Source organism: Sphingomonas kyeonggiensis, from assembly GCF_014196745.1.
Lineage (GTDB): Bacteria > Pseudomonadota > Alphaproteobacteria > Sphingomonadales > Sphingomonadaceae > Sphingomonas > Sphingomonas kyeonggiensis.
Map to the genome: position 1 here is coordinate 194,990 of NZ_JACIEH010000001.1, position 12,941 is coordinate 207,930.

15 protein-coding genes are annotated in these 12,941 nt (G+C 64.9%); 11 read left to right on the forward strand and 4 right to left on the reverse strand.

The genetic code is table 11. The annotated features are described in order from the left end of the window. Positions 1-25: 25 nt before the first annotated feature. From lpdA to GGR46_RS00980, 5 genes are all read left to right on the forward strand, one after another. Positions 26-1,423 (forward strand): dihydrolipoyl dehydrogenase, encoded by a 1,398-nt coding sequence (gene lpdA, locus GGR46_RS00960; RefSeq protein ID WP_183993721.1) that lies wholly within the window; start codon positions 26-28, stop codon positions 1,421-1,423. Between the two features lie 63 nt (positions 1,424-1,486). Continuing rightward, positions 1,487-1,879: a hypothetical protein gene (locus GGR46_RS00965; RefSeq protein ID WP_183993723.1), complete on the forward strand. Its 393-nt coding sequence runs from the start codon at positions 1,487-1,489 to the stop codon at positions 1,877-1,879. A 3-nt stretch (positions 1,880-1,882) separates the two neighbouring features. Then, on the forward strand, positions 1,883-3,328 hold the full coding sequence (locus GGR46_RS00970; protein ID WP_183993725.1) for a hypothetical protein: 1,446 nt from the start codon (positions 1,883-1,885) through the stop codon (positions 3,326-3,328). Positions 3,329-3,370: 42 nt separating this feature from the next. After that, positions 3,371-3,715, forward strand: a complete 345-nt coding sequence (locus tag GGR46_RS00975) for a DUF3140 domain-containing protein (protein WP_183993727.1) — start codon at positions 3,371-3,373, stop codon at positions 3,713-3,715. Between the two features lie 22 nt (positions 3,716-3,737). Then, positions 3,738-4,328, forward strand: coding sequence for a hypothetical protein (locus GGR46_RS00980; protein ID WP_183993729.1), 591 nt, complete (start codon positions 3,738-3,740; stop codon positions 4,326-4,328). Here GGR46_RS00980 and GGR46_RS00985 read toward each other — a convergent pair. After that, positions 4,325-4,780: a GFA family protein gene (locus GGR46_RS00985; RefSeq protein WP_183993731.1), complete on the reverse strand. Its 456-nt coding sequence runs from the start codon at positions 4,778-4,780 to the stop codon at positions 4,325-4,327. The genes GGR46_RS00980 and GGR46_RS00985 overlap by 4 nt on opposite strands. A 101-nt stretch (positions 4,781-4,881) precedes the next feature. Between GGR46_RS00985 and GGR46_RS00990 the strand changes: the two genes are divergently transcribed. Beyond that, positions 4,882-5,484 carry a DUF4142 domain-containing protein gene (locus GGR46_RS00990; protein WP_183993733.1) on the forward strand — a complete coding sequence of 201 codons (603 nt, stop codon included), beginning with the start codon at positions 4,882-4,884 and terminating at the stop codon, positions 5,482-5,484. A gap of 88 nt (positions 5,485-5,572) precedes the next feature. On the opposite strand, the gene GGR46_RS00995 is transcribed toward GGR46_RS00990, so the two are convergent. Continuing rightward, positions 5,573-6,061, reverse strand: coding sequence for a bactofilin family protein (locus tag GGR46_RS00995; protein WP_183993735.1), 489 nt, complete (start codon positions 6,059-6,061; stop codon positions 5,573-5,575). A gap of 5 nt (positions 6,062-6,066) precedes the next feature. Continuing rightward, positions 6,067-6,633 carry a hypothetical protein gene (locus GGR46_RS01000; RefSeq protein WP_183993738.1) on the reverse strand — a complete coding sequence of 189 codons (567 nt, stop codon included), beginning with the start codon at positions 6,631-6,633 and terminating at the stop codon, positions 6,067-6,069. A 268-nt stretch (positions 6,634-6,901) separates the two neighbouring features. On the opposite strand from GGR46_RS01000, the gene rpsL reads away from it, so the two are divergent. The 4 genes from rpsL (at position 6,902) to tuf (ending at position 11,305) form a co-directional block, all read left to right on the forward strand. Continuing rightward, positions 6,902-7,273 carry a 30S ribosomal protein S12 gene (rpsL, locus tag GGR46_RS01005; protein WP_029936467.1) on the forward strand — a complete coding sequence of 124 codons (372 nt, stop codon included), beginning with the start codon at positions 6,902-6,904 and terminating at the stop codon, positions 7,271-7,273. A 63-nt stretch (positions 7,274-7,336) separates the two neighbouring features. Beyond that, complete coding sequence (gene rpsG / locus GGR46_RS01010; protein ID WP_116838647.1) at positions 7,337-7,807, forward strand: 30S ribosomal protein S7; 471 nt, start codon at positions 7,337-7,339, stop codon at positions 7,805-7,807. 101 nt (positions 7,808-7,908) lie between these two features. After that, complete coding sequence (fusA, locus tag GGR46_RS01015; RefSeq protein ID WP_183993740.1) at positions 7,909-10,002, forward strand: elongation factor G; 2,094 nt, start codon at positions 7,909-7,911, stop codon at positions 10,000-10,002. Between the two features lie 106 nt (positions 10,003-10,108). Next, positions 10,109-11,305: an elongation factor Tu gene (gene tuf / locus GGR46_RS01020; RefSeq protein WP_183993742.1), complete on the forward strand. Its 1,197-nt coding sequence runs from the start codon at positions 10,109-10,111 to the stop codon at positions 11,303-11,305. A 72-nt stretch (positions 11,306-11,377) separates the two neighbouring features. Here the strand turns inward: tuf and GGR46_RS01025 are convergent, their stop codons facing one another. After that, positions 11,378-12,325 (reverse strand): DUF4238 domain-containing protein, encoded by a 948-nt coding sequence (locus GGR46_RS01025; protein WP_183993744.1) that lies wholly within the window; start codon positions 12,323-12,325, stop codon positions 11,378-11,380. 176 nt (positions 12,326-12,501) lie between these two features. On the opposite strand from GGR46_RS01025, the gene rpsJ reads away from it, so the two are divergent. Then, a complete protein-coding gene (gene rpsJ, locus GGR46_RS01030) occupies positions 12,502-12,813 on the forward strand; it encodes a 30S ribosomal protein S10 (protein ID WP_029936463.1) in 312 nt (103 codons plus the stop codon). Positions 12,814-12,941: the final 128 nt, after the last annotated feature.

Here is a 12,941-nt window from a genome sequence, read left to right on the forward strand (position 1 = left end):
TCATTCCAATTGAAGGATTCCCCCCTTGGCTGACTCCTATGACGTGATCGTGCTCGGTTCGGGCCCCGGCGGTTATGTGGCGGCGATCCGCGCCGCGCAGCTGGGCCTCAAGACGGCGATCGTCGAGCGCGAGCTGCTGGGCGGCATCTGCCTCAACTGGGGCTGCATCCCCACCAAGGCGCTGCTCCGCTCGTCCGAGATCTTCCACTATATGCAGCACGCCAAGGACTATGGCCTGGTCGCCGAGAAGATCAGCGCCGACCTGGACGCGGTGGTGAAGCGCTCGCGCGGCGTCGCCAAGCAGCTCAATCAGGGCGTCACGCACCTGATGAAGAAGAACAAGATCACGGTGCACATGGGCACCGGCGTGCTGACCGCGCCGGGCAAGCTGACCGTGACCGCCGAGGACGGCAAGAAGACCGACCTGGAGGCGAAGAACATCATCGTCGCCACCGGCGCCCGCGCCCGCGACCTGCCGTTCGCCAAGGCCGACGGCAAGCGCATCTGGACGTACCGGACGGCGATGACCCCGCCGGAGATGCCGACCAAGCTGCTGGTCATCGGCTCGGGCGCGATCGGCGTCGAGTTCGCCAGCTTCTACAACGACATGGGCGCCAAGGTGACCATCGTCGAGATGCTCGACCGGATCGTGCCGGTGGAGGACAAGGACGTCTCCGCGCACCTCGAGAAGCAGTTCAAGAAGCAGGGCATGGACATCCGCACCGCGACAGGCGTCGAGAAGATCGACGTGACCGGCTCGGGCGTGAAGGCATCGATCAAGGGCAAGGACGGCAAGGTTACCGTCGAGGAGTTCAGCCACGTCATCGTCGCGGTCGGCATCGTGCCGAACACCGAGAATATCGGGCTGGAGACGCTGGGCGTGAAGACCGAGCGCGGCCACATCGTCACCGACGCGGCGTGCAAGACCAACATCCCGGGCCTCTATGCGATCGGCGACGTCACCGCGCCGCCGTTCCTCGCGCACAAGGCGAGCCATGAGGGCGTGATCGCGGTCGAGGCGATTGCCGGCAAGCATCCGCACGCGATGGACGTACGCAACATCCCGGGCTGCACCTATTGCCACCCGCAGATCGCGTCGGTCGGCCTCACCGAGGCGAAGGCGAAGGAAGCCGGCTATGAAGTGAAGGTCGGCAACTTCCCCTTCATCGGCAACGGCAAGGCCATTGCGCTGGGCGAGGCGGAAGGCTTCGTGAAGACGGTGTTCGACGCCAAGACCGGCGAGCTGCTCGGCGCACACATGATCGGCGCGGAAGTGACCGAGATGATCCAGGGCTACACGATCGGCAAGACGCTGGAGACCACCGAGGCCGAGCTGATGGAGACGGTGTTCCCGCACCCGACGATCAGCGAGACGATGCACGAAGCCGTGCTCGGCGCCTATGGCCGCGCGCTGCACATCTAAGGGCCATTCACCCTTTGTTGCCGATCTCCTGCCATGTTCCGCGGAACTGGTGGGAGATTCGGCGTGCGTATGTTCAAGCTGGTCCTGTCGCTGTTGCCGCTGGTCTATGTCGGCGGCCTGCTTTTCTATTTCACCGGCTTCAACGGCTGGAACGACGGTGTGCTGGCGTCCGGGCTGGGGCCGACGGTGCTGGGCCTGGCCGCGGTCGGGCTGCTCCTCTGCATTCCGCTGATCTTCCGGCTGCTCAAGCTGGCGATCACGCCGCGCGGCCCGTCCGAATCGAAGGGCGGCGACCTGGAGGAAGCGGCGGAATCGAGTTTCGATGCGGATGCCGCGCTCGCCCGCTATCTTGCGCGCAAGGCCGCCGCGGGCGAGCCAATGCCCGATCCCTCCCAGGCGAGCTTCCCGCAAGGCGACGGCCAGCCGCGCCCGGTGTTCGGTCGCAAGATCGGATGACCCATGGTTGAGCCGGGCGCAACGGCGCTCCGGCGACTCTCCCCCGCGGCCCGGTTCGGGCTTGGCGCGGCGCTGCTCTGCATCCTCAGCCTGGCATTCTTCTGGCCGGGCGTCGCGCTGTACGACAGCGTCTCGCAATATCAGCAGGTCGTCTCGGGTTCCTATCATGACTGGCACCCGCCGATCATGGCCCGCCTCTGGTCGCTGTTCCGTGGCGCGGGCTGGCACGGCCAGTCGCCGATGTTCGCGCTGCAGCTGCTGCTCTACTGGGGCGGACTGGGGCTGATCGCCGCGGCGCTGGCGAGGGTCGGCGCGTGGAAATCCGCCATCGCGGCGTTGGCGCTGGGTCTGTGGCCGCCCTTCCTCGCCTGGGACGCCGCGGTGCTCAAGGACGGGCAGATGGCCAGCGCGATGCTGGCCGCGACCGGGCTGGTGGGATGGCGGCGGCTGACGGGGCAGGAGCTGCGCGGGATCGACCGGGCGGCAGTGATCCTGCTGCTCGGCTATGCGGTGCTGGTCCGTGCCAATGCAATCTTCGCGGTGGCGCCCCTCGCGGTCGGCCTGCTCGCCCCGTGGGAGTGGCGGCGCTGGCCGACGCGGTTCGCGCTCATCGCCGTCGGCACGCTGGCGGTGCTGGCGATGGCGCCGCGGATCAACCATGGCCTGCTCGGCGCCGACGCCAGTGGTGTGGAGGCGACCCAGCCGATCTTCGACATGGCGGGCATCGCGCACCGCGCCGGCCCCGATGCGGTGCCACTGCTGTCGCGCGGTACCTGGCAGAAGGTGGACGCCGAACGCTGCTATACGCCGGTATTCTGGGACGTCTTCGCCAGCGGCCGGCGCTGCGGCTTCATCCAGGACGATCTGGACGGGCGCCCGACTCGCGAGATATTCATGGGCTGGACGGGGGCGATCCGCGCCCATCCCGGCGCCTATGCGTCGCACCGGCTCGCGCACTGGAACATGACGATGCGCTGGCTGGTGCCCTGGCACCTTCCGCTGGCCCGGCCCGAGGCCGGATCGGAGCCCAATGATTTCGGCCTCGGTTCGCCCGCGCGGATCGTCGAGCCCTATGATGCGCTGGCCGGAGAGCTGATCGACAGCCCGCTCGGCGCGCCGATCCTGGCGCTGGCGACGGCGCTTGCCGTGCTGGCGCTGGCCCGGCCCGCCGCGAGCCCGGCCCATGCGCTCGCCGTGCCACTGGCACTCTCGGCGACCGCGATGGAGCTGAGCTTCCTCGTCGTCAGCATCTCGAGCGACTGGCGCTATCATCTCTGGTCGATGCTGGCCGCCTGGCTGGCTGCGATACTATTGCTTACCCGCCCGGTGCCGCGCCGGCCGGCGAGAATCGCTCTGGCGCTCATATTGCTGGTCGGCGTGACTTCGCTTGGAGGCAGGATATTGCTTCCGTCAATTGGCGATAATTACGAGGACCTCATTGGCGATTGAACCGTTACGCATGGGTAACCATGAAGATAACGGAGATACGGCTTGCCGCAGCGCGACGACCATGAGGAGATATGGCGCAAGTTCCACCAGGTGGTGAACATGGCGCCGGCGGAAATCGAGGATTGGCTGGAGACGAACGAGAGCCGCAAGGTGGGCTTCAAGCGGGACGGCGGAGAGAGCATCGGCCATGCGTCGGGCCGGCGGATCGTCGGGATATTGCGGACCAGGAAGGAAGATCTCGACGGCGGCGACTATGCCCATATGCGCAAGGTGATCGGCTTCGTCGCCCGCCACCGTGCCCAGGGGCCGCACGAGGAGTATCGCATCCCCACCTCGCGCTGGCGCTATTCGCTGATGAACTGGGGGCATGATCCGCTCAAGGATTGAGCGACGGGCCGATGGGGGCGGAATGGATATCGAGAGCAGGCTGAAGGCGACGGGCCTGCGGCAGCCAGTCACGGTGCTGTGGTTTTCGGTGCCGAGAGCCAGCGTCAGCGCGGTCTTCTTCGCGATTTGCGCCGCCATCGGCTTCTACATGGCCTGGAGTTTCCACCTTCATCCGGATCAGTTGCTGTCCGGGCGCAGCGCGTGGCTGGGGGTGGGCCACGGCATGGCGGGCTTCCTGCTCGGTCTGGTGCTCGGGGCATTGGCGCTAGGCTATGCTGTCCGCGCCCTGTTCATCCTTGCGACGTGGCGCCCGGCCATCGCCATGACGGCTTCGGGGATAGAGATCAGCCGGGCCGTCAGTCGGCACGCGCTATTGCGCTATGATCAGATCGTTCGGGTGCAGACCGAGCGTCGCGAGGCACGTCATCGCTTCGCGTTCCGTGTCCACCGAAAGCCGACCAGCTTCTATCTGGTCGTCCATCATAACGCCGTGCCCGATGCGAAACCCGTGCGGATATGGAGCCGCGACCTGCGCGGAGGTCATCGCGGTGCCCATCGTTTCGCAGGTACCCTTCGCCGCACGCTCGTGCTGCACCGTGAGGGACGCGTTTAGCCCTGCGCCGCATATTCCGTCGTCAGCGTCTCCCAGTCGTTCCAGTCCGGATCGCCCGGATAGCTGCGGGTGGCCCGGGTCTCGACCCAGGGGAGCTTCTCGCTGGCCCAGGTCTCGAGAAAGGGCGGCAGATCGTCGGGGGTGTCGAGCGCGGTCGTGCGAATGTTGACGAACCAGTCGATCCCTTCGGCGCGGGTGAAGACCCAGCTCTTGCAATGGTCGCAGTGATAATGGTGCGCGACCGGGCCGTGCAGGCCGCCGATCACCGGCTCGCCCTGCAGCAGGGCGAAGGCATCCGCCGGCACGGTCAGCGTCAGCGAGAAGGCGCTGCCGCTCATCTTCTGGCAGCCGGTGCAGTGGCAGGCGCTGCTGAGCATCGGCGCGCCGTTCAGCCGGAAGCGCAGTGCGCCGCAGCGGCATCCGCCCTCATGCGCTTCGGTCCAGTCGGTCATCACCCATCTCCCTCTTCGTTTCGCCGCATCCTGCCGCATGGGCCGGAACGGTGCCCCTATGCCCGCGTTCCTTTCTGCAAAACAGGAGAGGGAATAGCTGCATGCACAAATACTTCTTCGCGCTCGGGCTCGGCCCGGCGGTGGCGCTCAGCGCCTGCGGGGGCAGCGAGCCCGTGACCACGGTCGACAATATCGTCGCCACCGACACGATCATTCCCGAGAACAGCATCGACGCCAATGCGGCGAGCGGCACCGACGTCAACATGACTTCGGGTGCGGTGACGATGACCGGGCAGATCTTCGCCGACACCGTTGGGGCGAGCGACGTCTATGAGATCGAGGCGGGCAAGCTGGCCCAGCAAAAGGCGACCGTGCAGGCGCTCAAGGACTTTGGCGGGATGATGGTGACCGCCCACGCCGGATCGACCGCCAGGCTCAAGGTGGCGGGCGGCAAGGCGACGCCGGCGATCAAGCCGGATTCCAGGCTCAGCGCCGAGCAGGAAGCGAACCTCGCCACGCTGCGCCAGGCGACGGGATCGGATTTCGACACCGCCTACAAGGCCCAGCAGGTCGTCGCGCACGAAAAGGCGCTGGCGGCGGTGAAGGACTATGCGGCGAGCGGCACGGTGCCCGAGTTCAAGGCCTTCGCGGCCGAGGTGGCGCCGGTGGTGCAGTCGCACCTGGACAAGATCCGGGGGCTGTAGAACGCTTCCCCCTGGCGGGGGAGGATAAGGAAAGGGCACGCTCTCGTGGGAGAGCGCGCCCTTCCTGTTTTGCCGAAAAGGCGGGAGCCTATTCGTTCGCCGCCGTCGCGAAGGGCGAGGGGGCCGCCTCGACCGCGCGCGGGCCCGAGGGTGCGACCGGGGCCGCGGCCGGAACGGTGCTCATGTGCTTCAGGCGGCCGTCGATATGGCCACCATTCTCGATGGTGATGTTCTCGTACTCGACGTCGCCGGTGATCTTGGCCGAGCGCTCGATGGTGAGCTGGCGGACGCGCACCGTGCCCTCGATCGCGCCGGCGAGGCGGGCCGTCTCGGCAGTGACGTTGCCGAACACCTGGCTGTCGGCGCCCTGGGCGAGGCTGCCGCAATTGACGTCGCCTTCGATACGGCCGTCGATGTGGAGGTCGGCGCTGGCCGTGATATTGCCGGTCACGGTCACGTCCGGACCGATCACCGAAAACATGCCGCGCTTGCCGCCATTGCCGGCCTGCTGCGGCGGAGCCGGCGGCATTGCCGGACGCTCGTCACGATCGCGACCACGATTATTACCGTTGAACATTCACGCTACTCCCCAAATTCGGAACCCGAATCCCTTGGGATATCCCTAGCATAACGCAGGGAAACGGGCACCGACCAAAAGCGGGGCCAAAAGCGCGGCATGCGTTCCAGAGAGGGATTGTCGTTCGCTGCGGGGCTGCGGGCGCGGCAGAACCACGCGGCGGCGAGCATCGTTCCGCCAGCGACTCCCGCCGCCACCGGCCCCGCACCCAGCGCGGCGAGTGCGCCGATGAGTGCCGGCAGCGCGGCGAATCGCTCGCGCGGGAGCAGCGCGACGGCGAGGGTGGTCGGCACCAGCAGCGCGGCGGTGCCGATGTGCGGAAAGACGATCAGCGGGATCAGCGCGGCCGGCAGCGCTGCCTTGGCCGGCGACCCGGCGGGCAGGGCGGTGAGCTGGGCGAAGTGCCAGGCGAGGAAGCCGGCGCCGGCGACGATCGCCAGCCCGAACGCCTCCCAGCCGAGCAGCGTGGCGGGGCCGGACAGGGCCGGGCCGAAGGCGCCGAGCAGCAGGGTTGCCGCGAGTGCGGCCAGCGCCGCGGCGAGCGGCTTGAATCGGGGGGCGTAACGAACCATCTATTCGTTCTAGCCCGGCGTTGGTTGACGCTCTCTTATCCCGCCGGCGAGTCAGTTGACCCGCCAAGCCCCCCTCGCTATAGGCGCCCCCGTCCCACAAGGGACCGGCACGTCCGGTCGCGATTCCTTTTGGGGCAAGAGCTGAACGTTGCTGGAGACGCAATGGCCCGGGGGGTCGAGTACACCCGGGGCCTTTTCGTATTCTCAAACACAGGGTTCCAGCAAAGTAACCGCCGGCCCAGCCGGTAACATAAAGGTGAAGGGCTTCATGCCGACGATTAACCAGCTGGTCCGCAAGGGCCGCGAACCGCAGAAGGCCAAGTCGAAGGTCCCTGCGATGGAGCAGAACCCGCAGAAGCGCGGTGTTTGCACCCGCGTCTACACGACGACTCCGAAGAAGCCGAACTCGGCGCTCCGCAAGGTTGCGAAGGTCCGCCTGACCAACCAGCGCGAAGTCATCAGCTACATCCCGGGCGAAGGTCACAACCTTCAGGAGCACTCGGTTGTTCTGATCCGCGGCGGCCGTGTCCGCGATCTTCCCGGCGTTCGCTACCACGTCCTGCGCGGCGTGCTCGATACGCAGGGCGTCAAGGATCGTCGCCAGTCGCGTTCGAAGTACGGCGCCAAGCGTCCGAAGTAATCACAGCCATAGTAAGCCCCGGACGGGTTCCGGACACGCTGAAGGTTTAGAAGGAAATTCAAGATGGCTCGTCGTCGTCGCCCAGAAAAGCGCGAAATCCTGCCGGATCCCAAGTTCGGTGATATCGTCCTTTCGAAGTTCATGAACTCGGTCATGCTGGACGGTAAGAAGTCCGTTGCCGAGGGCATCGTCTATTCGGCCATGGAAACCGTCGAAGCGCGCGCCAAGCGCGATCCGATCGGTGTGTTCCATGACGCGCTGAACAACATCAAGCCGGGCATCGAAGTCCGCAGCCGCCGCGTCGGCGGTGCGACCTACCAGGTTCCGGTCGAAGTCCGTCCGGAGCGTGCCCAGGCGCTCGCGATCCGCTGGCTGATCACGTCTGCGCGCAACCGCAGCGAGAACACCATGTCGGCGCGCCTCTCGGGCGAGCTGCTCGACGCTTCGAACAACCGCGGCAACGCGGTGAAGAAGCGTGAAGACACCCACCGTATGGCCGAGGCGAACCGCGCCTTCAGCCACTACCGCTGGTAAGTCTTTCTCCAGCGCCGGCTCGTCTGGCGCTGGAAATTTTCGTTCCTACATATCGGGGAGCTGGATCGTCCGGCTCCCCACATCCTTAAGGAAACCAGGTCATGGCCCGCAGCCATCCGCTCGAGCGTTATCGCAATATCGGCATCATGGCGCACATCGACGCCGGCAAGACGACGACGACCGAGCGCATCCTCTACTACACCGGCAAGTCCTACAAGATCGGCGAAGTGCATGAAGGCACCGCGACGATGGACTGGATGGAGCAGGAGCAGGAGCGTGGCATCACCATCACGTCCGCAGCGACCACCTGCAAGTGGAAGGCTGAAGAGGGCAAGGGTGAAGAGCACCTGATCAACATCATCGACACCCCCGGCCACGTCGACTTCACCATCGAAGTCGAGCGTTCGCTGCGCGTGCTCGACGGTGCGGTTGCCTGCTTCGACGGCGTTGCCGGCGTGGAGCCGCAGTCGGAGACCGTGTGGCGTCAGGCCGACAAGTACGGCGTGCCGCGCATGTGCTTCGTCAACAAGCTCGACCGCACCGGTGCGAACTTCTATTTCTGCGTCGATACGATCGTCGATCGCCTCGGCGCGCGTCCGGCGGTGCTGTATCTGCCGATCGGCGAGGAAGGCGGCTTCAAGGGCCTGGTCGACCTGGTCGAGAACCGCGCGATCATCTGGCTCGAAGAGTCGCTGGGCGCGAAGTTCGAATATGCCGAGATCCCCGACGACCTGAAGGAAAAGGCCGCGAAGTATCGCAGCGACCTGATCGAGATGGCCGTCGAGCAGGACGACGCGCTGATGGAAGCGTATCTCGAAGGCAACGAGCCCTCGACTGCCGACCTGAAGAAGCTGATCCGCAAGGGCACGCTCGCCATGTCGTTCGTGCCGATCCTTTGCGGCTCGGCGTTCAAGAACAAGGGCGTGCAGCCGCTGCTCGACGCCGTTGTCGACTATCTGCCTTCGCCGCTGGACATTCCGGACGTGCAGGGCGTGAAGCTCGACGGCGAGACTCCGGACTCGCGTCCGGCCTCGGACACCGCGCCGCTGTCGCTGCTCGCGTTCAAGATCATGAACGATCCGTTCGTCGGCTCGCTCACCTTCGCCCGCATCTATTCGGGCACCCTCACCAAGGGTCAGTATCTGAACTCGGTGAAGGACAAGAAGGAGAAGATCGGCCGTATGCTCCTGATGCACGCGAACTCGCGTGAGGACATCGAAGAAGCACGCGCCGGCGACATCGTCGCCATCGCGGGCCTGAAGGAGACCACGACCGGTGACACGCTGTGCGACACCGCGAACCCGATCATCCTGGAGCGCATGGAGTTCCCGGAGCCGGTCATCGAGCTGTCGGTGGAGCCGAAGACCAAGGCCGACCAGGAGAAGATGGGCATCGCCCTGAACCGCCTGGCTGCCGAGGATCCCTCGTTCCGCGTTTCGACCGACCACGAGTCGGGCCAGACCATCATCAAGGGCATGGGCGAGCTCCATCTCGAGATTCTGGTCGACCGCATGAAGCGCGAGTTCAAGGTCGAGGCGAACGTCGGTGCGCCGCAGGTGGCGTATCGCGAGTATCTCGCGAAGCCGGTGGACATCGACTACACGCACAAGAAGCAGTCGGGCGGCACCGGCCAGTTCGGCCGCGTCAAGGTCAAGCTGACCCCGGGCGAGCGCGGTTCGGGCTTCGTCTTCAAGGACGAAGTCAAGGGCGGCAACATTCCGAAGGAATATATCCCGGCGATCGAGAAGGGCTTCCGCGAGACCGCAATGACGGGTTCGCTGGTCGGCTTCCCGATCATCGACTTCGAAGTGCTGCTGTATGACGGTGCGTACCACGACGTCGACTCGTCGGCCCTGGCCTTCGAAATCACTGCTCGTGCAGCGATGCGCGAAGCGGCCCAGAAGTCGGGCATCAAGCTGCTCGAGCCGATCATGAAGGTCGAAGTCGTGACCCCCGAGGATTATCTCGGCGACGTCATCGGCGACATCAACAGCCGCCGTGGCCAGATCCAGGGCACCGACTCGCGCGGCAACGCGCAGACGGTCGAGGCCATGGTGCCGCTGGCGAACATGTTCGGCTATGTGAACTCGCTCCGCTCGTTCACCCAGGGTCGTGCGCAGTACTCGATGCAGTTCTCGCACTATGACGAAGTGCCGCCGAACGTGGCAGACGAAGTGAAGGCGAAGCTCGCCTGACGCGCATAGCGCTTGGGCTGGCATAACTTGAAAACAGCCGCTATGGGGCCGCCTTCCGGCGAATCCCCTGGCGGCGCGGAATCAGAGATCAGAAGGTAGGAAAACAATGGCGAAGGCAAAGTTTGAGCGGAACAAGCCGCACCTCAACATCGGCACCATCGGTCACGTCGACCACGGCAAGACCTCGCTGACGGCCGCTATCACCAAGATTCTGGCAGAGAACGTTGCGGGTAACGCCGCCGTCGACTTCGCCAACATCGACAAGGCTCCGGAAGAGCGCGAGCGCGGCATCACCATCTCGACCGCGCACGTCGAGTACGAGACCGACAAGCGTCACTACGCGCACGTCGATTGCCCGGGCCACGCCGACTATGTGAAGAACATGATCACCGGTGCTGCCCAGATGGACGGCGCGATCCTCGTGGTCGCCGCCACCGACGGCCCGATGCCGCAGACCAAGGAGCACATCCTGCTCGCTCGCCAGGTCGGCGTGCCGACCATGGTCGTCTTCCTGAACAAGGTCGACCTGGTCGAGGACGAGGAAATCCTCGAGCTCGTCGAAATGGAAATCCGCGAAGAGCTGTCGCGTCGTGAGTTCGACGGCGACAACATTCCGATCATCCGTGGTTCGGCTACCGCCGCTCTGAACAACAGCGACGAGAAGCTCGGCAAGGACGCGATCCTGGCCCTCATGGCCGCTGTCGACGAGTCGATCCCGCAGCCGGAGCGTCCGGTCGATCAGCCCTTCATGATGCCGATCGAAGACGTGTTCTCGATCTCGGGCCGCGGCACCGTGGTGACCGGCCGCGTCGAGACCGGCATCGTCAAGGTTGGCGAGGAAGTCGAGATCGTCGGCATCCAGGAGAACGTCCGCAAGACCACCGTCACCGGCGTGGAAATGTTCCGCAAGCTGCTCGACGAAGGCCGTGCAGGCGACAACATCGGCGCGCTGATCCGCGGCGTTGGCCGTGACGAAGTCGAGCGTGGCCAGGTTCTGGCCAAGCCGGGTTCGATCAAGCCGCACACCGACTTCAAGTCGGAAGTGTACGTGCTGTCGAAGGACGAGGGTGGCCGTCACACGCCGTTCTTCGCCAACTATCGCCCGCAGTTCTACTTCCGTACCACGGACGTGACCGGCACGATCGAGCTGCCGGAAGGCACCGAGATGGTGATGCCGGGCGACAACGTCGCTCTCGGCATCAAGCTGATCGCGCCGATCGCCATGGACGTCGGCCAGCGCTTCACGATCCGCGAAGGCGGCCGCACCGTGGGTGCCGGCGTCGTCGCCGAGATCCAGAAGTAAGCTTCACCCTTTAGGGTAGAGTTCGAAGGGCCCGGTCTCCGCAAGGAGGCCGGGCCTTTTCGTTTGGGATTATCAAATCCGGACGATCTGTTGCGGAGCGGCCGCGTGGAGATCGATGATTGGCGGGTTCCACGACGGCAAGCCGGTGTTGGGATCCAGGGCCAGGTCGGTCTTTAGAAGTCGTCGATCCACAAAGGTGCGTTGCGTGTCCGAATGGGCAACAACCATCTCGGCTGCCTGTCGTACGCAGGCATCGTTGAGGCCTGTCTCAAGCGCACTTGGACGTTGCCGTCTAAAGCCATCGATCACGCGCTGGTCTCGTGCGGCGAGAAACACCTGCGTGGGGGAGGTGGCCAGGACGGCAAAGCTCTGACCATGGCCCAGTCCGTTGCTCAGCAGGAGCGGCTGATCGCTGCTGAGCAAGCCGAAGCGTGGATGCTCAAGGCTATGCATGCGCCAGTGCATCGCATTCAGGGCTCCGCCGATGCGCGGGCTATCAATCAGCAGTCTGATAAGGCGCACGCGAAGTTCTGGCGCCAGAGGTCCTTGCTCGGCTAGCCACTGGTCGAAATCCTCGGGGTCATCCGGCCCCCGGAGTGCCGTGTACTCGGCGCGCAAATTCGGATTGAGCTCGCCCTCTTCGTACTGCCTGACTCTTTGGGTCAGATACTCAACCCGCCTTGGTGAGCGGTGGATCAGCGACATCAGGAAACGCGACCATGCATCTCGAAGGGCGGGGTCGGTGGGCTTCTTCTGCGTCTGTGACATCTCGCGGAGCGCTTCGGCGGCTCCGTCGTCGACCCTTTGCATGAAGAGGGTCTCCAGTGCCTGGCGTCGAACTGGGTCTGCTTCAGCTTCATTCGCGTATAAGTCGATCAGGTATCCTGTCTCCGCCGGATACCGGAGCTTTCGGATCAGATCGTCCCGCGGCCGACGATACTCCACCACGCGCCCGTCCGCATTCGCCCAGCGCTTGATAAAGAACTGCGGGAGGTAGTGATGCTTGCGAGGGGCTGGCATATGGCCTCATGGGATCTAAAGGCTGCCAGAGATTACGCATCCGGACCGCATAAAAGGAAGTTCCTTCTCTGCTGCCCCTTGATCCGAATCGCATCTGTCTATAAGGGCCGCCCCTTCGGTTCAAACACAGCATAGAAGCCCGGCAACGGGCTCCGCTCTTTCGCATTGGTAGGGACATGGAAACGCAGAATATCCGTATTCGCCTGAAGGCGTTCGATCATCGAGTGCTCGACCAGGCGACCGGCGACATCGCCGACACTGCGCGCCGCACTGGCGCTCTCATCCGTGGCCCGATTCCGCTTCCGACGAAGATCGAGAAGTTCACGGTCAACCGTGGTCCCCACATCGACAAGAAGTCGCGCGAGCAGTTCGAGGTGCGCACCTACAAGCGCATGCTCGACATCGTGCAGCCGACTCCGCAGACCGTGGACGCGCTGATGAAGCTCGACCTCGCTGCCGGCGTCGACGTCGAGATCAAGCTGGCCTGAGCCAGTTGAAGGCCCCTGCGAAAGCGGGGGTCTTTCTCGTCCTGCCGCATACTTCGCAGGAATGCAGGTGTGGGGGTGGACAGGGAAGCGCTGCTGACGTAAAGGCGCGCCTCCACACGAGATTCGCG

Coding starts and splice junctions, on each gene's coding strand:
- rpsJ (WP_029936463.1), top strand. CDS start 12,502: ATGGAAACGCAGAATATCCGTATTCGCCTGAAGGCGTTCGATCATCGA.
- GGR46_RS00995 (WP_183993735.1), bottom strand. CDS start 6,061: ATGTTCAACGGTAATAATCGTGGTCGCGATCGTGACGAGCGTCCGGCA.
- tuf (WP_183993742.1), top strand. CDS start 10,109: ATGGCGAAGGCAAAGTTTGAGCGGAACAAGCCGCACCTCAACATCGGC.
- GGR46_RS00985 (WP_183993731.1), bottom strand. CDS start 4,780: ATGACCGACTGGACCGAAGCGCATGAGGGCGGATGCCGCTGCGGCGCA.
- fusA (WP_183993740.1), top strand. CDS start 7,909: ATGGCCCGCAGCCATCCGCTCGAGCGTTATCGCAATATCGGCATCATG.
- rpsL (WP_029936467.1), top strand. CDS start 6,902: ATGCCGACGATTAACCAGCTGGTCCGCAAGGGCCGCGAACCGCAGAAG.
- rpsG (WP_116838647.1), top strand. CDS start 7,337: ATGGCTCGTCGTCGTCGCCCAGAAAAGCGCGAAATCCTGCCGGATCCC.
- GGR46_RS01025 (WP_183993744.1), bottom strand. CDS start 12,325: ATGCCAGCCCCTCGCAAGCATCACTACCTCCCGCAGTTCTTTATCAAG.
- GGR46_RS01000 (WP_183993738.1), bottom strand. CDS start 6,633: ATGGTTCGTTACGCCCCCCGATTCAAGCCGCTCGCCGCGGCGCTGGCC.
- GGR46_RS00970 (WP_183993725.1), top strand. CDS start 1,883: ATGGTTGAGCCGGGCGCAACGGCGCTCCGGCGACTCTCCCCCGCGGCC.
- GGR46_RS00990 (WP_183993733.1), top strand. CDS start 4,882: ATGCACAAATACTTCTTCGCGCTCGGGCTCGGCCCGGCGGTGGCGCTC.
- GGR46_RS00980 (WP_183993729.1), top strand. CDS start 3,738: ATGGATATCGAGAGCAGGCTGAAGGCGACGGGCCTGCGGCAGCCAGTC.